Source organism: Rhizobium sp. 862_C5_N1_2, from assembly GCF_051811205.1.
GTDB lineage: Bacteria > Pseudomonadota > Alphaproteobacteria > Rhizobiales > Rhizobiaceae > Rhizobium > Rhizobium leguminosarum.
Genome location: NZ_JBPWPT010000001.1, coordinates 4,293,356 through 4,314,901, shown reverse-complemented (window position 1 = coordinate 4,314,901; position 21,546 = coordinate 4,293,356). Strand labels below are relative to the sequence as shown.

Below are 21,546 nucleotides of genomic sequence, written 5' to 3'. Positions count from 1 at the left end.
CCGCTTTCTTGAGCGGTACGGTTATCGGGCCGCGGCGCTTTGTTCAGCGTGATCCGCAGCGATCTGCTCATGATGCCGGATGACTTCCTTGATGACGAAGTTCAGAAACTTCTCAGCGAAATCCGGATCCAGATTGGCGGCTTTCGCCAGTTGGCGAAGGCGTTCGATCTGGTATTCCTCGCGCGCCGGGTCGGCCGGCGGCAGATTGTATTTGGCCTTCAGCACGCCGACCTCTTTGGTGCAGCGGAAGCGTTCGGCCAGCATGTGCACGAGAGCGGCATCGATATTGTCGATCGACTGACGATAGCTCGCGAGCTGGGCTTTGACGTTTGGATCATTCATGGGGCAAGCGATCCTTTCACTTCTTCTTCGGCAATCCGGGCAATCCCGGGAAACCACCGCCAAGGCCCGGCAGCTTGGCGCCGCCGAGGCCCGACAAACCACCCGGCAGACCGCCGAGACCGGGCATACCCCCACCCGGCTTTCCAAGCCCCGCCGCTTCGGCCTGCTTCTGCAGGGCCTCGAGCTGTCGGGGATCGATATTCGAGAGATCGGGCATGCCGCCACCCATACCGCCCATGCCGCCGAGCCCCATCTTGCCGGCAAGGCCGCCCATCATCTGCTTCATCATGCCGCCTTTGCCCTTGCCGCCCATCATCTTCATCATGTCCGCCATCTGGCGGTGCATCTTCAGAAGCTTGTTGATGGCGGCGGCATCGGTACCGGAGCCGGCGGCGATGCGCTTCTTGCGCGAATGTTTGAGCAGGTCGGGATTGGCGCGCTCGGCCCTGGTCATCGACTGGATGATGGCGATCTGGCGGCCGAAAAGTCTGTCGTCGAGGCCGGCTGCGGCCATCTTGTCCTTCATGCCCGCCATGCCGGGCATCATGCCCATGATGCCGCCCATGCCGCCCATTTTCTGCATCTGGCGCAGCTGGTCGGCGAGGTCGTCGAGGTCGAACTTGCCCTTGGCCATCTTGGCGGCCATGGCGGCCGCCTTCTCGGCGTCGATGTTTTCAGCCGCGCGCTCGACGAGCGAAACGATGTCGCCCATGCCGAGGATGCGGTCGGCGATGCGGCGGGGATGGAACTCCTCCAGCTCGCTCATCTTCTCGCCGACGCCGATCAGCTTGATCGGCTTGCCGGTGACGGCGCGCATCGAAAGGGCGGCACCGCCGCGGCCATCGCCATCCATGCGGGTCAGCACCAGACCGGTGATGCCGACGCGTTCGTCGAAACTGCGGGCGAGGTTGACGGCGTCCTGACCGGTGAGGCTGTCGGCGACCAGCAGGATTTCATGCGGGTTCGAGCGCTTCTTGATGTCGGCCATCTCGACCATCAAGGGCTCGTCGATATGCGTGCGGCCGGCGGTATCGAGGATGACGACGTCGTGGCCGCCGAGCTTAGCCGCCTGCACGGCGCGGGTGGCGATATCCGTCGGCGACTGGCCTGATATGATGGGCAGCGTGTCGATGTTGGCCTGCGCGCCGAGCTGGCGAAGCTGCTCCTGGGCTGCCGGACGGCGCGTGTCGAGCGATGCCATCAGCACCTTCTTCTTCTCGCGCGTCGACAGGCGATGGGCGATCTTCGCCGTCGTCGTCGTCTTGCCGGAGCCCTGCAGACCCACCATCATGACGACGACCGGGGCGGCCGCATGCAGGTCGATGCCGACGCCTTCGCCACCCAGCATCTCGATCAGTTCGTCATGCACGATCTTGACGACCATCTGGCCGGGCTTGATCGACTTCAGGATCTCGGCGCCGACGGCCTTTTCACGCACGCGGTCGGTGAAGGAACGCACGACGTCGAGCGCGACGTCGGCCTCCAGCAACGCACGGCGAACCTCGCGCAGCGCTGCGGAAACATCGGCTTCCGAAAGCGCGCCACGGCCTGTCAGTCCATTCAGAATGGATCCAAGACGGTCCTGGAGGTTTTCAAACATCGGCTCTTCCTTGATACGTTTCGGGCGGGTTCTTACATGCCCGGAAACGTCGTGCTTTTCCTTGACGAAAACAAGACGCAAAGCCAAAAAGCACCCGAGGGCGCATCGCGCTGTCGGGTGTTGACCTCCGGGATCTCAGGTCCCGGTCGGCGGCTCGGAGTCGTGTGGCTCGTCGCGGATTGGGCGCGATAAACAGGAAAGTCGGGCGAAAGTCAAGGTGAATGCGGGCAAATGACCGCATGGCGACTTTTCAAAGCCCGCGTGACATGGGCGCGACCGGAATGTGCCGCTGGACACGCACGAAAGTACGTGTTCAAGCCGACCTCTGTATTGGCTTCCGCACTCCGCCTGATTTTTCCGATTTTTGCTGGCAAAAATTCCGATTGGCGACCCGAATTCGCTGGAGGGGCCAGTTGCAAATTATTCTGCTTATGATTCTACTTTCTACTTAAGTGCGTCCTGTAAAATGATTCGTGAATATCCTTGATGCCGAATGAATCGGCGGAGATATCGAATGATAAATCTTGATATTGAGAGTTGGGCGCTGGCGCGGGCCCATCATATTGTTCTGAACGAAGGCTTGAATCTTGCGAAGGCGGCACAGGATCTGGATCGCAAACGGTCCCGCTCGCTGGTCTACGAGCTGAGAAAGGTCATCACCGCAGCCATTGTCGAAGCCCATGCTGCGTCCTTCGATCCCGACGGTGCGCAGCCAGAGAGCTGAAAATACTGACGGAGATGTTGTTCGGCGCTCAGTGCGAAGACGAGCGAATGCCATCGCATGGACAGCTTGGCACGCCCATGAGCCCTGATTGCGCCGCAAGAACGACGTTAGGCACGATTGTCGATTTATGCGGAATAATCACCGCGGTCGGCTAGCGATCGGTATCCCAATTGATCCCGATAGCCGCCAGCAGTATGCGATCATCTGCTTCCAGAAGCGCAATAACGCCGCGTAGATGATCGATCAGAAAATTCGCTCCGTTTTCATGCAGCGTGGAATCATCAACCGGAGCGCCGTCCGAAAGTACTATCAGAATCTTGCGCTTCTCCGGCCTGCGATATAGGCGGCTCGCCGCCCACTCCAGCGCTTCACCATCGACATTCTCCTTTAAAAGGTCCCTTCGCAGCATATTTTTCAGGATATAACCGAGCGCGGGTGCGTCTCTCGTATCTGCTGACCGATAGACGATGTGGAGCAAGTCGCACAAACGGCCCGGGTATCGAGGACTTCCTTGCCTCCTCCACAATCTGCGTGATTTTCCTCCTTTCCAGTCCAATGTTGTAAAGCCCAAAATCTCCACCCGGTAACCGAGACGAGACAGGAAGTCACAAGCGATCTCTGCTGTAGCCGCTGCCAAGAGTATCGATTGTCCGCGCATAGAGCCCGAATGATCTATCAGAATGGAAACGACAGTATCTTGTCGCTCATGATCCGATGTCGCGTTTCGTATGAATCCCGTTGTTTCCAATGCCTGTAGGTTGGCAGTTAGCGCTGTTTGCCTCGCACCTTGACCATGCGCGTATTGCCGTTTCGAGTAATACCGCTGTGATAGAGATGGCAACAATGCGCCACTTGCGGACATTTCGTAAAACATGACTATTCCCACCATGACAAAAGGTACACTACGATTTTTCTTTGATTTTGGGGCTGGCGGGTGCTTGTGGGCGGGTGATGATGCTACCCGATCCAAATTGGGCGTCGGACCGCTTGATGCGACCGTGTATGACCTTCAAGGGGATGTCGCACTTCCCCCCCGGCTTTTATTGCCAAGCAACGTTCACTCGCTCATCAACCGTCTTGATCAAGAATATCTTAGCTACCTCAACCCATTGTATCCACCTGATCCAAGCCTCTGGACGCAAGCGAGGTGCGACCGCTTCAATAGCGATGTGGACCAGCTTCTGCTTTTGCTTCAGGTCGAGTTGGGTACCAACTTCGTGATTATCGATCAGCAGAAACGCCATGCCGAGGACCCGGCTCTTGGCGAATTCCTCGTCGCGAATCCCAATCAGAAGCCAATGCCCTAGAAATAGTCGGGATGGCGGTAATGGGCCGACAGCGGACTTCAGCCGTGTGTTCGCTCCGGGTACTTCCACGGCATTAGCTCGTCGATCCGGCTCTGCTTATGGCCATTGACGAGGCGGGTGAGCGTGGCGGACAGGTACGCGAACGGATCGACGGCATTGAGCTTGCAGGTTTATGCCGACCGGCGAACTATGCCGATTAATCAACTTTTTGCCAACGTTTCCAGCACCATAGCGGCCGCCTAGTCGGCATAGCTTAGGGTCTCTCCGTCGCAATTGTCGCGAAGGAGAGGACACATGAACGCAACTGACTATTTGAATCGCAGCGCCCTATACCGGAAGCTGGTCTACGGTCCGTATCGGGAGTTTGCGGGCGTTTACGCCGCCAAAATGTCGAACGAAGGTTTGGGGCGGCAATGCACGTGGCGGTCGCTGAGCCTGTTTCGGGATCTGATGGACTGGCATGTTGGCAATGGACATGCTCCGCAGGATTTGAATGAGGTTCACGCCGACCGCTTTCTTGAGCATCGTTTCAAACACTGGAAGCCCGACTCGGGCGATCGATCGGCGCTCCGCCGCTTGCTTTTGGCGTTACGGGAGAAAGGCTTAATACCAGCCGCGCTTCCGATTCAGCGCAGTGAGCACGAGATGATCGTCGATGTATTCGGGCAATATCTCTCGAATGAGAGAGGGCTCGCCGCCGCGACAGTGGGGAGCCACAAGCTTCTGTCGCTTCGATTTCTCCGGGAGGTGTGTCCTTTCGGCGCAGACGAGTTTGCAGCGCTCACCCCGGAGATCGTTATCGGTTATGTCGAGCGACATGCGCTCGACGGTTCCGCCGACAGTGGCAAAGCCATGTGCGGGGTTGTGCGTGCTTTCCTGCGCTATTTGCATCTGAAGGGCTTCATCTCGACGCCGCTCGCTGACTGTGTGCCGTCCATCCGCCGCTGGCGACTTGCCGGCCTTCCAACCTTCCTGCCGCCCGAGAAAGTCCAGAAGGTTCTCGATGCCTGCGATCGGACGACGGCAATGGGTCGTCGGGACTATGCGGTTCTGATGATCCTCGCCAAGCTCGGTTTGCGCGCCAGCGAAGTGGCCACCCTCAATCTTGACGATATCGACTGGCAGTCGGGCACGATCCTCGTACACGGAAAGGGACGACGACAAGCGACTATGCCGCTGCGTCACGACGTCGGAACAGCGATCGTCGCTTATATCCGGCATGGGCGCCCAGCTTCGGCATGTCGGCGAGTCTTCTTGCGAACACTTGCGCCGCATGTGGGCTTTGCCTCCGGCTGCGCCATCACGATGATCGCGAAGCAGGCACTCGAACGGGCAGGCATTGACGGCTATGCGCATCACGGTGCCCATCTTTTCCGCCACAGCCTTGCGACCGACCTTTTGCGGTCGGGCGCCAGCTTTGCCGAGATCGGTCAACTGCTCCGCCATCGAAGCATCGACAGTACAAGAATCTATGCAAAGCTCGATATTGAGAAGCTGCGGGAACTGAGCCTACCCTGGCCGGGAGGTGTCCAATGAGCCGGCTTCGCACCGCGCTTGAGCGCTACATCGGCATGCGCCAAGGGCTGGGATACAAATATGACGGTCCGGCAAAACGATTGTCGGAGTTCGTCGCTTTCATGGAAGCCCGCGGCGCCGAGACCATCACGGCGGACCTGGCAATGGAGTGGGTCACCTCGATGGGCCGGCAGCCGAGTTGGTCAATCCGACTGGCTGATGTGCGCTGCTTTGCCCAGCACCTCAGTCATTTCGATCCTTTGACGGAAGTGCCACCGAGCGACGCTGTGGCGCCGGCACGGCGGACAAAACCCTACATCTATAGTGAGGTCGAGATTCAGGCACTTCTGGCGGCAGCACTGTCGTTGCCGCCGGCCAACGCCCTGCGGCGCTGGACATATCACTGCCTGTTCGGGCTGATAGCGGTCGCCGGACTGCGCCATTCCGAAGCGCTCAGCCTGCTCCGGGCCGATGTAGATCTCGACCAGGGCGTCCTCACCATCCGAGAGACAAAGTTTGGCAAGTCACGGCTGGTGCCGCTGCATGCCACGACAATTGCTGTCCTTTCAGGCTATGCCGCCCGACGCGATGCACACCTTGGTACGCCGCGTAGTCCCTATTTCTTCGTCGCCGAACAGGGCGGCAGATTGCTGCATCAATACGTGCACCGCGTGTTCTGGCGACTATCTCGGCAAATCGGATTACGGCAGGAGGGGAAACGAGATGGCCCACGGATTCATGATCTTCGTCACCGTTTCGCCGTCCAGACCCTGATCAACTGGCATCGCGCCGGCGAAGATGTGGAACGCGAGCTGCCGGTTCTCTCGACCTTCCTCGGCCATGCGAATGTTCGCGACACCTATTGGTATCTGTCCGCCACGCCGGAACTGATGAACCATGCCGTACGGCGATTGAATAAGCGCTGGGAGGTACGGTCATGAGACGCACGAAAGACCTGGCCGTGCTGATCGAGCGGTGGTTCACAGATCGGCTCATGAAGCATCGAGGTGTAAGTTCTAACACCATCGCCTCCTATCGCGACACCTTCAGGCTCCTGTTTGCGTTCGCACAGACGCGCCTTGGGAGATCCCCATCGGAGTTGACGCTGCGGGATTTGGACGCTCCCTTCATCGGCGCATTCCTGGAGGATCTTGAGACGAAGAGATCCGCCTCGGTGCGGACCCGGAATCTCCGCCTTACAGCCATCCGCTCTTTCTTCCGATATGCGGCGTTCGAGGAGCCGGCACATAGCGCCCACATTCAGCGTGTGCTCGCGATCCCCAGCAAGCGATGTGACAAGCGGCAGCTTCAGTTTCTAACTAGGCCCGAGATTGAAGCGATCCTGGACTGCACGGATCGAAGCACGTGGCTGGGACGCCGCGACTACACTCTGCTGTTACTGGCCGCCCAAACGGGGCTGCGGGTCTCGGAGATCATCGACCTTGACCGAGATTCGGTAATGCTCGGCCGCGGTGCGCATGTGCAATGCATCGGCAAGGGCCGCAAAGAGCGAAGTACGCCGCTCACAAAGGTTGCACAGCAAGCCCTCCGTTATTGGCTCAAGGAACCAGGGAAGCGAGGCTCAACAGCCCTCTTTCCGAATACGCACGGTGGCAGGCTCAGCGCCGACGGCGTGCAGGCACTGCTGAACAAATATGTCGCCAAAGCACGTGAGCACTGCGTCTCCCTTCGCTCAAAGCGGGTGTCGCCCCATGTCTTGCGGCACTCTGCTGCCATGGAGTTGCTGCAGGCGGGCGTCGACTGCTCCGTCATTGCCCTGTGGTTGGGCCATGAAGCGATGGAAACGACGTTGACCTATCTTCATGCGCATCTCGAACTGAAGGAATCTGCACTCGCAAAGCTGAAGCCGTACGAAGGCGCCAAGGCCGAGCGATTTCGACCAAGCGACCGGCTTCTGGAATTCCTGAACACCCTCTGAGCATGAGAACTATGCCGAGTGCCAAACAACGGCGACCCGCCAAACTGGCTCGGAACGCACGGTTTGCCGTTCCTGCCAGAAGACGCACTCGGCATAGTTCGCCGGTCGGCATAAACGTGTTTATGCCGCGCGCGGCATAAGGCGGTTTCTATCAGCGAGGCAATGGTCGCCCAGTTCTCCGCTCCTGCATCGTGCCCGGCGAAGAGAGCGTTCTTCCGATTTAATGCTATCGGTCGGATGGTTCTCTCGACGGTGTTGTTGTCGATCTCGATGCGGCCGTCGGTCAGGAAAACACAAAGACCGTCCCAGTATTTGGCGATATAGGCCAGAGCTTCGCCAAGCGGCGACTTGCCAGCGACGCGGGCGCGATGCTGCGTCAGCCACATCCGCATGTCGGCGATCAATGGCGCTGATCGTTCCTGCCGCCCGGCTAGGCGAGCCTCTGGGGAAAGACCCCGCAGCTCGTCTTCCATGCGATAGAGTTCGCCGATCCGCTTCACGCCTTCCACGGCAATCGGTGCCGAGCCGTTGCGGGTGATCTCGACCAGCTTACGCCGGGCATGCGCCCAACAATAGGCTAGCCGGATGTCGGGACCGACACGGTCCGGTGCGATCAGCCGATTATATCCGGCATAGCCGTCCACCTGAAGGACGCCCGTGAACCCTTGTAATATCCGCTCGGCATGTAACCCGCCGCGACCGGGTGCATAGGTGAAGGCCACCCCCGGCGGCGCACCTCCGCCCCACGGTCGGTCATCACGGGCCAGAGCCCAGAAGTATCCGGTCTTGATTTTACGGGAGCCGGGATCGAGCACCGGCGCACGGGTCTCGTCCATGAACAGCTTTGTCGATCGCTTCAGATCGGCGATCAGAGCGTTGAAGACCGGGCGCAGTTCGAAAGCAGCGCGACCCACCCAATCTGCCAGAGTGGATCGATCAAGATCAATGCCTTGGCGGCTCATGATCTGGGCCTGACGGTAAAGCGGCAGATGATCGGCATATTTGGACACAAGCACATGAGCAATGGTTGCCTCCGTGGGCAACCCGGCCAGGATCAGTCGTGCAGTCGCTGGAGCCTGAGTAACGCCGTCGGTGCAAGAACGGCAGGCATATTTGGGGCGACGGGTGACGACGACACGGAACTGCGCCGGAATGACATCCAGCCGCTCGGAGACGTCCTCGCCGATGCAATGCAAGCCTCCGCCGCAAGCGCAGATCAGGTTTTCCGGCTTGATGATCTCCTCGACGCGAGGAAGGTGGGCGGGCAGAGAACCGCGATTGATGGCGCGGGGTTTGGGGTGCGGCTTCCCAGAAGGGCTATCGGCTTCATCTTCGGCATGGATGGCCGCTATGGCTGTTTCCAGGTCTTCGAGTGCGAGGTCGAATTGCTCGGGATCGGCCTTCTCGGACTTGCGACCGAAGGCAGCTTGCTTGAAAGCGGCGACCAGCTTCTCCAGCCGTTCGATCCGGTCATCCTTGCGAACTTCCCGCGCTTGCGCCGCGATCAGCATCGCCTTTAGCGCAGCAATATCGTCGGGAAGATCGGCGGCGTCCAACATGGCCGAAGTCTATCAAAGCTAGCGTCGCTTCGCCGTTGGAATTTACCGCCCGAGTCATCGTGCCGCATCTATTCGATGGCATCCGGCGCTCTTGCCTCCACGGAACGGATACGACGCCAGTCGAGGCCTGCAAACAGCGCCTCGAACTGAGCATGGCCCAACGTCATCAGGCCATCTTTGATGCCCGGCCAGGTGAACGTGTGCTCCTCCAGCCGCTTGTAGGCCATCACCAGCCCGCTGCCATCCCAGTAGATCAGCTTCAGGCGATCCGCCTTGCGCGAGCGGAATACGAAGACCGTCCCTGTAAAAGGGTCCTTGTGCAGCTCGTTCTTGACTAGCGCCGCCAGGCCATCGTGGCCCTTGCGGAAGTCGACCGGTTTGGTCGCCACCATGATCCGAACCCGGTTCGATGGAAGGATCATGCCGGAACCGCGCAGGCACGCGCGACAGCAGCGATGCGGGCGGCAGACGCGCCCTCTTCCAGGCGGATCGTGACCGAACCGACGATGATCTCGGGGCGGCTAGTTTTGATCAGCGGCTCCAAAACGGGTGGATCGACGACTACCGCTGCGAACTCCACGGCATTCTCGGGTGCAGGCAGAACAAGCTTGCCCTGCCGCGCCATCGTCCGCCAAGTCGAAAGGCGGTTCGCCCGCAATCCAAAGCGTTCAGCGACCTCATTCACCTTCGCACCGGGCCGAAGGCTCTCAGACACGATCTGCGCTTTGACCTCATCAGGCCAATGCCGATGAACCTCACGTCCAGACTTCCTGGTTGTGAGAAACTCCAATGTACTCTCCATGGAGAAACTCCCGTTGCTCGTCCATGGAAAGGCGATCACAGATCAGGGCGGCGAGGACAATGTGGGATCGGAACACCGGTTACGGTTGGCAGTTGTGCGCCATGAATTGAGCGACATCTCAAATGTCTTCCAAGCATCATCAAGTGCGGTCGCATCATCGGTGCTCAGAGGGGCCAATACCTCCTTTAGACGCGCCGCATCGACGACAACGTCGAAATCGCGTGTGAAAACCGAGTAAGTATCCGAGGTCCCGAATCCAGCCCTTTTTAGAACCCGGTTGAACAATAATTTAAACATGATTGAGATCGAATTTCATTGGAGACAAGTTTCAATCCGGAGCCTATCGAACTCTTCCTAGGTTTCAATCGTCTCCAAGCCTTTGACGGAAAGCCGTATAGATTCCGGGAGGCTGCGTGATGGGATGGTCGCGGGCCACTGGTAATTCCCTCGCATTTCCGCCATATACACCGGAAAGACAGACGGAATGATCCCATGAGCGCAACGGTCGAATTCGCGAGGATGAACGGGCTTGGCAACAAGATCCTGGTCGTCGACATGCGCGGCCGGCCGGACAAGGTGACGCCTGCGGCGGCGGTCGCGCTCAATGCCGATCCGCAGACTGAGTTCGATCAGATCATGGCGATCCATGATCCGAAGGCCGAAGGCACCGATGCCTTCATCGATATCCTGAATTCCGATGGCTCGAAGGCGCAGGCCTGCGGCAACGGCACGCGCTGCGTCGTGCAGGCACTTGCCGCCGAGACCGGCAGGAAGGTCTTTACCTTCCAGACGGTCGCCGGCATCCTCAACGCCGTCGAGCACGAGGACGGGACGATTTCGGTCGATATGGGCCGGCCGGTCTTCGATTGGGACAGGATCCCGCTGGCGGAAGAATTCCACGACACCAGCCGCATCGAACTGCAGATCGGTCCGATCGACAAGCCGGTGCTGCATTCGCCGTCGGCGATGTCGATGGGCAATCCGCATGCGATCTTCTGGGTGGACAGGGACGTGATGTCCTATGATCTCGCCCGCTTCGGACCGCTGCTCGAAAACCATCCGATGTTTCCCGAGCGCGCCAATATCACGCTGGCGCAAGTGACGTCGCCGACATCGGTGACGACGCGCACCTGGGAGCGCGGCGCTGGACTGACGCTCGCCTGCGGCTCGGCTGCCTGTTCTGCTGCCGTCAGTGCTGCGCGCACCGGCCGTACCGGCCGCAAGGTGACGATCAATGTGGCCAGCGCCAAGCCGCCGGCCAGGCTTTCGATCGAATGGCGCGAGCGCGACGATCATGTCATCATGACCGGCCCGGCCGAATGGGAATGGTCGGGCAGGCTCGATCCTTTGACCGGTCTCTGGTCGCGCGAGGGTACCCGAGAGGCGGAGGCGCAGTGAGCGGCATCGAGGTCATTACCTTCGGCTGCCGCCTCAACACATACGAATCCGAAGTGATGAAGGCGCAGGCTGAAAAGGCCGGGCTCAACAATGCTGTCCTGGTCAATACCTGCGCCGTAACCGGCGAAGCGGTGCGCCAGGCCCGCCAGGCGATCCGCCGGGCCCGGCGTGACAATCCGCATGCCCGCATCATCGTCACCGGCTGTGCCGCGCAGACGGAAAAGCAGACCTTCGCCGCGATGGCGGAGGTCGATGCCGTGCTCGGCAACGAGGAGAAGCTGACGAGCGCCTCCTATCGCGGCCTGCCGGACTTCGGCGTTTCGGCCGAAGAGAAGCTCCGCGTCAACGACATCATGAGCGTCAAGGCGACGGCGCCGCAGATGGTCAGGCATATCGACGGCCACGTGCGCGCCTTCATCCAGGTGCAGAACGGCTGCGACCATCGCTGCACCTTCTGCATCATTCCCTATGGCCGCGGCAATTCCCGCTCCGTGCCGATGGGAGCTGTCGTCGACCAGGCCCGCAATCTCGTCGACGGAGGTTACCGCGAGATCGTGCTGACCGGCGTCGATGCCACCAGTTACGGCGGCGATCTGCCGAGCACCCCGACGCTCGGGCTTTTGGCCAAGACCCTTCTGAAGCAGATCCCCGATATCCGCCGCCTGCGGCTTTCCTCGATCGACAGCATCGAGGCCGATGCCCACCTGATGGATCTCATCGCCGACGAGCCACGCTTCATGCCGCATCTGCATCTCTCGCTGCAGCATGGCGACGACATGATCCTGAAGCGTATGAAGCGCCGGCATTTGCGCGCCGATGCGCTGCGTTTCATCGAGGATGCGCGTCGCCTTCGCCCGGAGATGAGCTTCGGCGCCGATATGATCGCCGGCTTTCCCACGGAAACCGAAGAGATGTTCGAGAATGCCGTGCGGCTGGCCGAAGAGGCTGCTATCGCCCATCTGCATGTCTTCCCCTACAGTCCGCGTCCCGGCACGCCGGCAGCGCGCATGCCGCAGCTCGACCGGTCGCTGGTCAAGGATCGCGCCGCAAGGCTGCGCGCCACTGGACATAGGCTGCATCAATCCCATCTCGATGGGATGATCGGAACCCGGCAATGGCTGCTTGTTGAAAACAACGGCCTGGCGCATACGGAGAACTTCACGCTGGTCGCCGCACCCGGCCTTCGTCCCGGCGAACTTGTGCCGGTCACGATCACCGGCCACAATGGCAAGCATCTCGACATGCAATTGACGGCCGCAGCCGCGGCCTGACTTTCACGGAATCCCCATGGCGCTCAGTTTCATCAAAAAGGTCTTCACCTTCGGCAAGCCGGCTGAAGAACCTGTGCCTGCGGCCGTGGAAAAGGAGTTGGAGCCGCGTTCGCGCGACGAAGATCTGCCGGTTGCTGACGATCCAGTGCTGGCCGAGGAAATGGATACTGCCGGCGGGCCCGCTTCAGATATTGACGAGGGCGGGGTCGAGGCGCCGGTTGCTGAAGATGATGTCGAATCCGCAATCCTGCCCGCCGCCGACCAATTGAGCGACATGGGTGTCGTGCCGCTTTCATTGCTGGAAGCCGAGGCAGCAGCGGAGGCGGAGACTGAAATCCAGGCGGTCGCCGAAACCGTTGCGGAAATACCCCCTTCTGTCCCTCTGGGACATCTCCCCCACGAGGCGGGAGATCATGTAGAGACCGGAGCGCTAGAACAGCCGGCTGACCTCGAAGAGATCGTCGAAAAGCTTCCGGAAGAGATTCCAACTGAACCGGAAGAGATTCCGACTGAGGATGATGCAGGACCGGATTCGCCCTCCCAGCCAATCTCCCCACCTCTGGGGGAGATGCCCGGCAGGGCAGAGGGGGGTAGCCCCGCGGCAGAACCGGAGATTGGCTCTCCCATCCTCCCCAAAGGCTTCGCCACCGGCCCGAAGGTCGTCGAGCCGGAGCCGGTTGCCCTGCAACCGAGGCTCAGCTGGTTCCAGCGCCTGCGCAACGGCCTTGCACGCACCTCTTCGCAGCTGACCAGCCAGATCACCGCGCTCTTCACCAAGCGCAAGCTCGATGACGAGACGCTGCAGGATCTCGAAGATCTGCTGATCCAGGCCGATCTCGGCGTCGAGACCGCCATGCGCGTCACCGACACGCTTGCTTCCGAACGCTACGGCAAGGATGTCACCGGCGAGGATGTGAGCCGGATCATGGCGTCCGAAATCGCCAAGGTCCTGAAGCCGGTCGCCAAGCCGCTGCAGCTCGACCTCTCGCACAAGCCGCATGTCATCCTCGTCGTCGGCGTCAATGGCACGGGCAAGACGACGACGATCGGCAAGCTTGCGGCGAAGCTTTCCGGCGCCGGGCTGAAGGTGATGCTGGCCGCCGGCGATACTTTCCGTGCGGCTGCGATCGAGCAGCTGAAAATCTGGGCCGACCGGACGAAATCCGAATTCATCGGCACCAAGCTCGGCGCCGATGCCGCCGGCCTTGCCTATGATGCCTTCGAACAGGCGAAGGCGAAAAAATGCGATGTGCTGATCGTCGATACTGCCGGCCGCCTGCAGAACAAGGCCGAGCTGATGGCCGAACTCGAGAAGATCGTGCGCGTGCTCGGCAAACTCGATCCCGATGCGCCGCACACCGTGCTGCAGACGCTCGATGCCACGACCGGGCAGAATGCGCTCAGCCAGGTCGAGATCTTCCGCAACGTCGCCGGTGTCAACGGGTTGATCATGACCAAGCTCGACGGCACGGCGCGCGGCGGTATTCTTGTTGCCATCTCCGCCAAGCACAAGCTGCCGGTCTATTTCATCGGCGTCGGCGAGGGCGTCGAGGATCTGGAACCGTTCGAGGCTGAGGACTTTGCCCATGCCATTGCCGGACTTGGGCAATGATGCCACAGATATGCCGCCGAAAGCCTGCAAGGCACGGCCGGAAACAGGTTTCCAGGAGAACAGGTTTGAAGAACGCATGAGCACCGAAAGCGATATCACCCCGACCGCAGCCGACCGGCATCACCCGCTGCTGAAACTGGCGCTGGAACTTGGGCCGCTGATGATCTTCTTCTTCGCCAATCTGCGTGGCCAGTGGCTGGTGGAGACGTTTCCTGCTCTTTCCGAATTGGGCGGACCGCTGTTCGTCGCGACCGGCCTCTTCATGGCGGCGACGATCATCTCGCTGATCGTTTCGAAGATCGTGCTCGGCCATCTGCCGATCATGCCCTTTGTGTCCGGCATCGTCGTGCTCATCTTCGGCTCGCTGTCGATCTGGCTGCAGAACGAGACCTTCATCAAGATGAAGCCGACCATCGTCAATGCACTCTTCGGGGTGACGCTTCTCGGCGGACTGGCCTTCGGCAGGTCGCTGCTCGGCTATGTCTTCAATGCGGCCTTTCAGCTCGATGCCGAGGGCTGGCGCAAGCTCACCATCCGCTGGGGCATCTTCTTTCTCTTCCTCGCGGTGCTGAACGAAGTCGTCTGGCGCAATTTTTCCGACGGTACCTGGGTCGCCTTCAAGGTCTGGGGCACGATGCCCATCACCATCATCTTCACGCTGGCGCAGATGCCGCTGGTGTTGAAGCATAGCATCAATCTGGAAACGGACGGCGAGAAGTGAGCGCTGCAGAGGCCGAATACCGGGTAAGACACCAAACCTTTTGGTTCGCCGCCTGCCTTGCGGTTCTGATCATTCAGATTGCCGCCGAATATATGATGGGCCGCGTGCCGATCTGCGCCTGCGGTTATGTCAAGCTGTGGGAGGGCGGGGTCAATACCAGCGGCAATTCGCAGCATCTGTCGGATTGGTATACGCCGTCGCACATCATCCACGGCTTCCTGTTCTACGGGCTCGCGCATCTTATCCTGCGCGGCAAGCCGTTGGCGGCAAGGCTGCTGCTGGCGCTCGTCATCGAATCCGGCTGGGAGCTGCTCGAGAATTCACCTCTCATCATCGACCGCTACCGCACGGCGACGATCGCGCTCGATTATTACGGCGACAGCATCCTGAATTCGGCGATGGACACCATCTTCATGTGCATCGGCTTCTTCTTCGCGCGGCGCGCGCCGGTGGCACTGACGGTGGCGATCGCCATCTTCTTCGAGATTTTCACCGGCTATATGATCCGCGACAACCTGACGCTCAACGTTGTCATGCTGATCTGGCCGGTGGAGGCGATCAAGGTCTGGCAGAGCGGGCTTTAACGCTTCTTTGTTCTGCTAAGACGCCTAACGGAAGCGCAGAACCGCTCTAACTTTTGTTTTTACACAATTCCCGGCAAAACCGCTTCGCGCTTTGCCTAGGAAAACCGCTTCGCACCTTTCCTGGAATTGCTCTACGAAACCGGCTTGCCGAGCGCCTTTTCCATCGCTGGAAACAGCCCTTCCTTCAGGCTGATATCGTCGAAGGGGCCGACGCGCTTGTAGAGGATCGTGCCGTCTGGCCCGACCAGATAGCTTTCCGGAATGCCGTAGACGCCCCAGTCGATTGCCGCCTTGCCGTTCGGATCGATGCCGATCGCCTGATAGGGGTTGCCGAGTTCGCCGAGGAAACGCAGGGCGTTGTCGCTCTGGTCCTTGTAATTGATTGCGACGATGTTCAGCCGTCCGTCTTTCGCCAGTTCCTTCAGCACCGGATGTTCGTCCCGGCAGGGGAGACACCATGAGGCGAAGACGTTGACGAGGGTCAGCTTGCCCTTGATTGCCGCGTCGGTCAGCGCCGGCAGGTTGGCGCCGTCGAGCGGCGGCAGGTTCAGCGTCGGCGCCTTGGTGCCGATCAGGGCGGAGGGAATTTCGGCAATGTTCTTGCCATGGAAATCCTGGTCGTAGAGCATCTTTGCGGCCGTGGCCGCAATGCCGCCGAAGACGATCAGCGGCAGAAGCGCCAACGTGTAGCGACCCAGCGCGCGCGGTTTGTCGGTCGTCTTTTCCGGTGTGTCGTTCATTCGCCGTCCCTTGCGCGCGCCGAGCGGCGGCGGATGCCCGCAGCCTCAAGGGCTGCAAGTTCCCGGCGACGGGCGCGGCCGTCGGCCCAGGTCCAGACGGTGACGGCGATCGTCACCAGGGCCGCGAAGCCATAGGAGGCGTAGACGTAAAAGGCATGCGTCACGGCTATTCCTCCCGGCTCGCCATGCGGGCGGCAAGACGGCGCTGGGCGGCGATGCGGCGGCGCCAGATCTCGTTCCTCATCGCCATGATGTGCAGCGTGAAGAAAAGCAGGGTGAAGGCGATCGCCATGATGAACAGCGGGCGCAGGAATTCCGGATCGATCGCCGGGCCGTCGAGGCGCAGCACGCTCGCCGACTGGTGCAGCGTGTTCCACCACTCGACCGAGAATTTGATGATCGGGATGTTGACGAAGCCGACGAGAATGAGCACGGCGCTGACGCGCGCGGCCTTCGACGGATCATCGATGGCGCGGCTGAGCGCAATCAGGCCGAGATACATCAGGAAGAGGATGAAGACGGAGGTCAGCCGTGCATCCCAGACCCACCAGGTGCCCCACATCGGCTTGCCCCAGAGCGAGCCGGTGACGAGCGCGAGCAGGGTGAAGGCGGCGCCGAGCGGGGCTGCGGCCTTGGCGGAGACATCGGCCAGCGGATGGCGCCAGACCAGCGTGCCGATCGCCGAGACGCTCATGATTGTATAGCACATCATCGAAAGCCAGGCGGAGGGGACGTGGATATACATGATGCGCACGGTTTCGCCCTGCTGGTAGTCGCCTTCGGTGGCGAAGCTCAGATAGAGACCAGCGGTAAAACAGAGGGCGGTGATGCCGGCCAGCCACGGAATGGCGCGCGCCGCCAGCGCCAGAAATCGCGTCGGGTTGGCGAGATCGCTGAATTTGCTGATGGCAAGGCTCGTTTCGCTCATGTCGCTTCCATACCTTGATCCGGTTTTTCCTGCAATCGAATGACCAATCAATCCGCCGTGTTTCGCAGCGCCAGGGCGGCTGCTGCCGGGCCGATGACCGCGAAGAAGAGTGTCAGAGCGATGAGGATCAGAAAGGGCGGCAGGAACGGGGCCGGATCCTCGACCGCGGCATAGGTGGCGCTGACGCCGAAGATCAGCACCGGGATGGTCAGAGGTAGCACGAGGATCGAGACCAGCAGGCCGCCACGGGGCAGCGCCACGGCAACGGCGGCGCCGACAGCGCCGATGAAGGTGATGGCGGGCGAGCCGACGAGCAGCGTCAACATGGTCGCGCCGATCGCCGTCTCGTCCATGTTCATGAAGAGGCCGAGCAGCGGCGAGGCGATGACCAGCGGCAGGCTGGTGGCCGTCCAATGGGCGAAGCATTTGACCAGCACCGTCAGGACGAGCGGCGTTTCCTGCATCAGCATCAAGTCGAGCGATCCGTCGTCGCGCTCGGCCTGGAACAGGCGGTCGAGGCCGAGGAGGGCGGCAAGCAGGGCTCCGATCCAGACGATGGCGGGGCCGATGCGCGAAAGCAGCTTGAGATCGGGACCGACGCCGAAGGGGATGACGGCGACGATGGTCAGGAAGAACAGTACGCCGATCAGCGCGCCGCCGCCGGCGCGAATCGAGAGTTTGAGGTCGCGGAAAAAGAGGGCGGTCATGCGCGGCGGCTCTTTGCGTCAGCGGTGGACGGGGTAGCCACATCGAGAAACATCAACCCCATACCCCATGATCCACGCCGGCAAAGCCCGTCATCTTCAATTCCTGTGTATTCTGCAGCCCCAGGGGCTGATGGGTTGCCGCCAGCACGATGCCGCCCTTTGCCAGATGGGCCGAGATCAAATCGGCAAGCAGCCGGTCGGCGCTGGCATCGAGTGCCGCTGTGGGTTCATCGAGGATCCAGATGGGGCGGTAAGCGACGAGTAGTTTGGCGAAGGCGAATCGGCGCTGCTGGCCGGCGGAGAGACAAGCGAAGGGAAGGTGAGTGATTCCCGAAAGACCGACCGCCTCGGCGGCGTCCTCGACGGCGAGGCCGGCGTCGCCGCCTGTACTGCCGAGAAAGGTACGCCAGAAATCGAGGTTTTCTGCAACCGTAAGTTCATTCTTCATCGCATTTCTATGGCCGAGGTAGTGGCTGACCTCGCCGGGATGCCTGCCTTCCCGGCCCTCTTCGTCGCGGAAGATGACAGTGCCTTTTTCCGGCCTCAGCAGTCCGGCGGCCACACGCAACAAAGTGGACTTTCCCGATCCATTTCTACCCGTGAGAACAAGCGCCTCGCCGGCCGCCAAGTGAAAGGAAATGTTAACGAAAATGAGATCCTCACCGCGCCTTGCAGCCAGATTTTCGGCGGTGAGATGCATGCGTCGGCTCTTTCTTGGTTTCGGCTTCCGGCGGGGTCAAAAAATGTCCGATTTTGACTGTCCTCGGGTATGGCAAGTTTTTAGGAAATTATCTATAAGACCTGCAACCACGCCAGCGGTCGGCGTGAATTTCATCCTTGCGCCGAACTTGGAGCGTCTGTTCCACGTGCGGACAGCGGAAATGGCCGTACCCGCATCCTGATGTGCATTAAGTGCATAGGCGTTCGCACGACTGTGTTGGCTATCAGAAACGGGGTATCTCGTGTCTAAATCTCTTGACAGTTTCAATTGTCGTTCCACGCTTTCCGTCAACGGGAAGGACTATGTCTATTACAGCCTGCCCAAGGCTGAGGCAAACGGTCTGGCCGGCGTGTCGAAGCTTCCCTATTCGATGAAAGTGCTGCTTGAAAACCTGCTGCGCTTCGAAGACGGCCAGTCGGTCACCAAGGAGCATATCCTGGCCGTTGCCGAATGGCTGAACAATAAGGGTGCGGTCGAAAACGAAATCGCCTATCGCCCGGCGCGCGTGCTGATGCAGGACTTCACCGGCGTTCCCGCCGTCGTCGATCTTGCCGCGATGCGCGACGCGATGGTGTCGCTTGGCGGCGATCCCGAGAAGATCAACCCGCTCGTTCCCGTCGATCTCGTCATCGACCACTCCGTCATCGTCGACGAATTCGGCACGCCGCAGGCCTTCGCCCGTAACGTTGAGCTGGAATACCAGCGCAACGGCGAGCGCTACCGCTTCCTGAAGTGGGGCCAGCAGGCCTTCAAGAATTTCCGCGTCGTGCCTCCCGGCACCGGTATCTGTCATCAGGTCAATCTCGAATATCTCGGCCAGACCGTCTGGACCAAGGAAGAGGACGGCGAGACGATCGCCTATCCCGATACCTGCGTCGGCACCGACAGCCACACGACGATGATCAACGGTCTCGGCGTTCTCGGTTGGGGCGTGGGCGGTATCGAAGCGGAAGCTGCGATGCTCGGCCAGCCGGTCTCGATGCTGCTGCCCGAAGTCATCGGCTTCAAGCTAACCGGCAAGCTCAAGGAAGGCGTCACCGCGACCGACCTCGTTCTCACCGTCGTGCAGATGCTGCGCAAGAAAGGCGTCGTTTCGAAGTTCGTCGAATTCTTCGGCCCTGGCATGGACAACATGCCGCTCGCCGACCGCGCGACGATCGGCAATATGGGCCCGGAATACGGTGCCACCTGCGGATTCTTCCCCGTGGACGGCGAAACCATCAACTACCTCACCATGTCCGGCCGCACGCATGACCGCATCGCGCTCGTCGAAGCCTATTCGAAGGCGCAGGGCATGTGGCGTGAGGGCGACGGCTCCGAGCTCGTCTTCACCGATACGCTGGAACTCGATCTCAGCGATGTCGTGCCGTCGATGGCCGGCCCGAAGCGTCCGGAAGGCCGCATCTCGCTCGAGAACATCGCGACCGGTTTTGCCGGCTCGATGGACACGGATTACAAGAAGCCCGGCCAGCTGGACAACCGCTATGCCGTCGAAGGCACGGATTTCGATCTCGGCCATGGCGACGTGGCGATCGCCGCCATCACGTCGTGCACCAACACCTCCAATCCGTCAGTCTTGATCGCTGCCGGCCTTCTTGCCCGCAACGCCGTTGCCAAGGGACTGAAGACGAAGCCGTGGGTGAAGACCTCGCTGGCACCGGGATCGCAGGTCGTCGGCGAATATCTCGCCAAGTCGGGCCTGCAGGCCGACCTCGACAAGCTCGGCTTCAATCTTGTCGGCTTCGGCTGCACCACCTGCATCGGCAATTCCGGCCCGCTGCCGGCCCCGATCTCGAAGACGATCAACGACAAGGGCCTTATCGTTTCCGGCGTTCTTTCCGGCAACCGTAACTTCGAAGGCCGTATCTCGCCCGACGTGCAGGCGAACTACCTCGCATCGCCGCCGCTCGTCGTCGCCTATGCCCTTGCCGGCACGGTGCAGAAGGATCTGACCAAGGAGCCGATTGGCGAGGACCAGAGCGGCAACCCGGTCTATCTCAAGGACATCTGGCCGACTTCCAAGGAAGTCCAGGAATTCATCCTGAAATATGTGACCCGCGAGCTCTACGAATCCAAGTACGCCGATGTCTTTAAGGGCGACGTCAACTGGCAGGCCGTTCAGGTTCCGCCGGGCCAGACCTATGCCTGGGACGACAATTCGACCTACGTGCAGAACCCGCCCTACTTCGTCGGGATGGGCAAGAAGGGCACCGGCGTTTCCGACATCAAGGGCGCCCGCGTTCTCGGCCTGTTCGGCGACAAGATCACCACCGACCACATCTCGCCTGCCGGTTCGATCAAGGCTGCATCGCCGGCCGGCGCCTACCTCATCGGCCACGACGTCGCCGTTGCCGACTTCAACCAGTACGGCACGCGCCGCGGCAACCATGAAGTGATGATGCGCGGCACCTTCGCCAATATCCGCATCCGCAACCACATGCTCGGCCCGAACGGCAAGGAAGGTGGCTACACCATCCACTACCCGTCGAAGGAAGAAACCTCGATCTACGACGCCGCCATGCAGTACAAGCAGGAAGGCGTGCCGCTCATCATCTTTGCCGGTGTCGAATACGGTAACGGCTCCTCGCGTGACTGGGCTGCCAAGGGCACCAACCTGCTCGGTGTCAAGGCGGTGGTCGCCCAGTCCTTCGAGCGCATCCATCGCTCTAACCTGGTCGGGATGGGCATCATTCCCTTCGTCTTCGAAGAGGGCACGACCTGGCAGAGCCTCGGGCTCAAGGGCGATGAACTCGTCACCATCGAAGGTCTGGAAAAGATCAAGCCACGCGAGAAAAAGATCGCCAGGATCACCTATGGCGACGGCACCGTGAAGGAGGTTCCGCTGCTGTCGCGCGTCGATACGCTCGACGAGGTGATCTACCTCAACAATGGCGGCATCCTGCAGACGGTTCTGCGCGATCTCGCTGCCTGATTTTTAAGAAACTCACATGATAATGGCCGCCGGAGAGCAGTTTCCGGCGGCTTTTCTTTGCGGCGACGCCATTTAAGCGGGGCTCACGATGATTTGTTTTGCGCAAGTTCCCGTCGACCTACGTCTCACCCGTTCGTGACTTTT

The 21,546-nt window shown here is 60.6% G+C and carries 21 protein-coding genes and 2 pseudogenes; 11 read left to right on the top strand and 12 right to left on the bottom strand.

Annotated features, from left to right (window positions below; translation table 11 throughout):
- Positions 1–21 precede the first annotated feature (21 nt).
- Positions 22–342 carry a chorismate mutase gene (locus ACD590_RS21315; protein ID WP_018243980.1) on the bottom strand — a complete coding sequence of 107 codons (321 nt, stop codon included), beginning with the start codon at positions 340–342 and terminating at the stop codon, positions 22–24.
- A 16-nt stretch (positions 343–358) separates the two neighbouring features.
- On the bottom strand, positions 359–1,942 hold the full coding sequence (ffh, locus tag ACD590_RS21310) for a signal recognition particle protein (RefSeq protein ID WP_018243979.1): 1,584 nt from the start codon (positions 1,940–1,942) through the stop codon (positions 359–361).
- 493 nt (positions 1,943–2,435) lie between these two features.
- Between ffh and ACD590_RS21305 the strand changes: the two genes are divergently transcribed.
- Positions 2,436–2,666, top strand: a complete 231-nt coding sequence (locus tag ACD590_RS21305) for a hypothetical protein (protein WP_080764053.1) — start codon at positions 2,436–2,438, stop codon at positions 2,664–2,666.
- Positions 2,667–2,817: 151 nt separating this feature from the next.
- Here ACD590_RS21305 and ACD590_RS21300 read toward each other — a convergent pair whose 3' ends face one another.
- A complete protein-coding gene (locus ACD590_RS21300; protein ID WP_439003303.1) occupies positions 2,818–3,540 on the bottom strand; it encodes a cobaltochelatase CobT-related protein in 723 nt (240 codons plus the stop codon).
- Between ACD590_RS21300 and ACD590_RS21295 the strand changes: the two genes are divergently transcribed.
- The gene (locus ACD590_RS21295) at positions 3,539–3,973 is read left to right on the top strand and encodes a hypothetical protein (protein WP_130822174.1); all 435 of its coding nucleotides are present in this window, start codon (positions 3,539–3,541) and stop codon (positions 3,971–3,973) included. The genes ACD590_RS21300 and ACD590_RS21295 overlap by 2 nt on opposite strands.
- A gap of 38 nt (positions 3,974–4,011) precedes the next feature.
- Here the strand turns inward: ACD590_RS21295 and ACD590_RS21290 are convergent.
- Positions 4,012–4,143 (bottom strand): annotated as a pseudogene (locus ACD590_RS21290) (transposase domain-containing protein); the annotation flags it as partial.
- Between the two features lie 475 nt (positions 4,144–4,618).
- Here ACD590_RS21290 and ACD590_RS21285 point away from each other — a divergent pair.
- The 3 genes from ACD590_RS21285 to ACD590_RS21275 are packed head-to-tail and all read left to right on the top strand — an operon-like array spanning position 4,619 to position 7,427.
- Positions 4,619–5,509: a site-specific integrase gene (locus ACD590_RS21285; RefSeq protein ID WP_439020950.1), complete on the top strand. Its 891-nt coding sequence runs from the start codon at positions 4,619–4,621 to the stop codon at positions 5,507–5,509.
- Positions 5,506–6,429: a tyrosine-type recombinase/integrase gene (locus ACD590_RS21280; protein WP_086083856.1), complete on the top strand. Its 924-nt coding sequence runs from the start codon at positions 5,506–5,508 to the stop codon at positions 6,427–6,429. The genes ACD590_RS21285 and ACD590_RS21280 overlap by 4 nt, the downstream gene beginning before the upstream one ends.
- Positions 6,426–7,427 carry a tyrosine-type recombinase/integrase gene (locus ACD590_RS21275; RefSeq protein ID WP_096772358.1) on the top strand — a complete coding sequence of 334 codons (1,002 nt, stop codon included), beginning with the start codon at positions 6,426–6,428 and terminating at the stop codon, positions 7,425–7,427. The genes ACD590_RS21280 and ACD590_RS21275 overlap by 4 nt, the downstream gene beginning before the upstream one ends.
- A gap of 110 nt (positions 7,428–7,537) precedes the next feature.
- Here the strand turns inward: ACD590_RS21275 and tnpC are convergent.
- The 3 genes and pseudogenes from tnpC to ACD590_RS21260 form a co-directional block, all read right to left on the bottom strand.
- Positions 7,538–8,986 (bottom strand): annotated as a pseudogene (gene tnpC / locus ACD590_RS21270) (IS66 family transposase); the annotation flags it as partial.
- 68 nt (positions 8,987–9,054) lie between these two features.
- The gene (gene tnpB / locus ACD590_RS21265) at positions 9,055–9,408 is read right to left on the bottom strand and encodes an IS66 family insertion sequence element accessory protein TnpB (RefSeq protein WP_439003302.1); all 354 of its coding nucleotides are present in this window, start codon (positions 9,406–9,408) and stop codon (positions 9,055–9,057) included.
- Positions 9,405–9,788 (bottom strand): transposase, encoded by a 384-nt coding sequence (locus ACD590_RS21260; RefSeq protein ID WP_439003301.1) that lies wholly within the window; start codon positions 9,786–9,788, stop codon positions 9,405–9,407. The genes tnpB and ACD590_RS21260 overlap by 4 nt, the downstream gene beginning before the upstream one ends.
- 492 nt (positions 9,789–10,280) lie before the next feature.
- Between ACD590_RS21260 and dapF the strand changes: the two genes are divergently transcribed.
- The 5 genes from dapF to ACD590_RS21235 all read left to right on the top strand — a co-directional run bounded on the left by dapF (position 10,281) and on the right by ACD590_RS21235 (position 15,374).
- Complete coding sequence (gene dapF, locus ACD590_RS21255; RefSeq protein ID WP_439003300.1) at positions 10,281–11,186, top strand: diaminopimelate epimerase; 906 nt, start codon at positions 10,281–10,283, stop codon at positions 11,184–11,186.
- Positions 11,183–12,457 carry a tRNA (N(6)-L-threonylcarbamoyladenosine(37)-C(2))-methylthiotransferase MtaB gene (gene mtaB / locus ACD590_RS21250; protein WP_247265565.1) on the top strand — a complete coding sequence of 425 codons (1,275 nt, stop codon included), beginning with the start codon at positions 11,183–11,185 and terminating at the stop codon, positions 12,455–12,457. The genes dapF and mtaB overlap by 4 nt, the downstream gene beginning before the upstream one ends.
- 16 nt (positions 12,458–12,473) lie before the next feature.
- Positions 12,474–14,069 (top strand): signal recognition particle-docking protein FtsY, encoded by a 1,596-nt coding sequence (gene ftsY / locus ACD590_RS21245; protein WP_130718205.1) that lies wholly within the window; start codon positions 12,474–12,476, stop codon positions 14,067–14,069.
- Positions 14,070–14,145: 76 nt separating this feature from the next.
- Complete coding sequence (locus tag ACD590_RS21240; RefSeq protein WP_026188550.1) at positions 14,146–14,790, top strand: septation protein A; 645 nt, start codon at positions 14,146–14,148, stop codon at positions 14,788–14,790.
- Positions 14,787–15,374, top strand: coding sequence for a DUF2585 domain-containing protein (locus ACD590_RS21235; protein ID WP_112905482.1), 588 nt, complete (start codon positions 14,787–14,789; stop codon positions 15,372–15,374). Before ACD590_RS21240 ends, ACD590_RS21235 begins: the two co-directional genes overlap by 4 nt.
- A 131-nt stretch (positions 15,375–15,505) precedes the next feature.
- Here ACD590_RS21235 and ACD590_RS21230 read toward each other — a convergent pair whose 3' ends face one another.
- From ACD590_RS21230 to ccmA, 5 genes are read right to left on the bottom strand one after another with little or no spacing between them, the layout of a single operon-like run.
- Positions 15,506–16,114 (bottom strand): DsbE family thiol:disulfide interchange protein, encoded by a 609-nt coding sequence (locus ACD590_RS21230; RefSeq protein WP_130718201.1) that lies wholly within the window; start codon positions 16,112–16,114, stop codon positions 15,506–15,508.
- A complete protein-coding gene (gene ccmD, locus ACD590_RS21225) occupies positions 16,111–16,278 on the bottom strand; it encodes a heme exporter protein CcmD (RefSeq protein WP_047620282.1) in 168 nt (55 codons plus the stop codon). The genes ACD590_RS21230 and ccmD overlap by 4 nt, the downstream gene beginning before the upstream one ends.
- Before the next feature lie 2 nt (positions 16,279–16,280).
- Positions 16,281–17,042, bottom strand: a complete 762-nt coding sequence (locus ACD590_RS21220; protein ID WP_130718197.1) for a heme ABC transporter permease — start codon at positions 17,040–17,042, stop codon at positions 16,281–16,283.
- A gap of 47 nt (positions 17,043–17,089) precedes the next feature.
- Entirely contained in the window at positions 17,090–17,749 is a 660-nt protein-coding gene (gene ccmB, locus ACD590_RS21215) for a heme exporter protein CcmB (RefSeq protein ID WP_018243969.1), read from the bottom strand.
- A gap of 52 nt (positions 17,750–17,801) precedes the next feature.
- Positions 17,802–18,449, bottom strand: a complete 648-nt coding sequence (gene ccmA / locus ACD590_RS21210; RefSeq protein ID WP_439003299.1) for a heme ABC exporter ATP-binding protein CcmA — start codon at positions 18,447–18,449, stop codon at positions 17,802–17,804.
- A gap of 262 nt (positions 18,450–18,711) precedes the next feature.
- Between ccmA and acnA the strand changes: the two genes are divergently transcribed.
- Positions 18,712–21,402, top strand: coding sequence for an aconitate hydratase AcnA (gene acnA / locus ACD590_RS21205; RefSeq protein WP_439003298.1), 2,691 nt, complete (start codon positions 18,712–18,714; stop codon positions 21,400–21,402).
- Positions 21,403–21,546 lie beyond the last annotated feature (144 nt).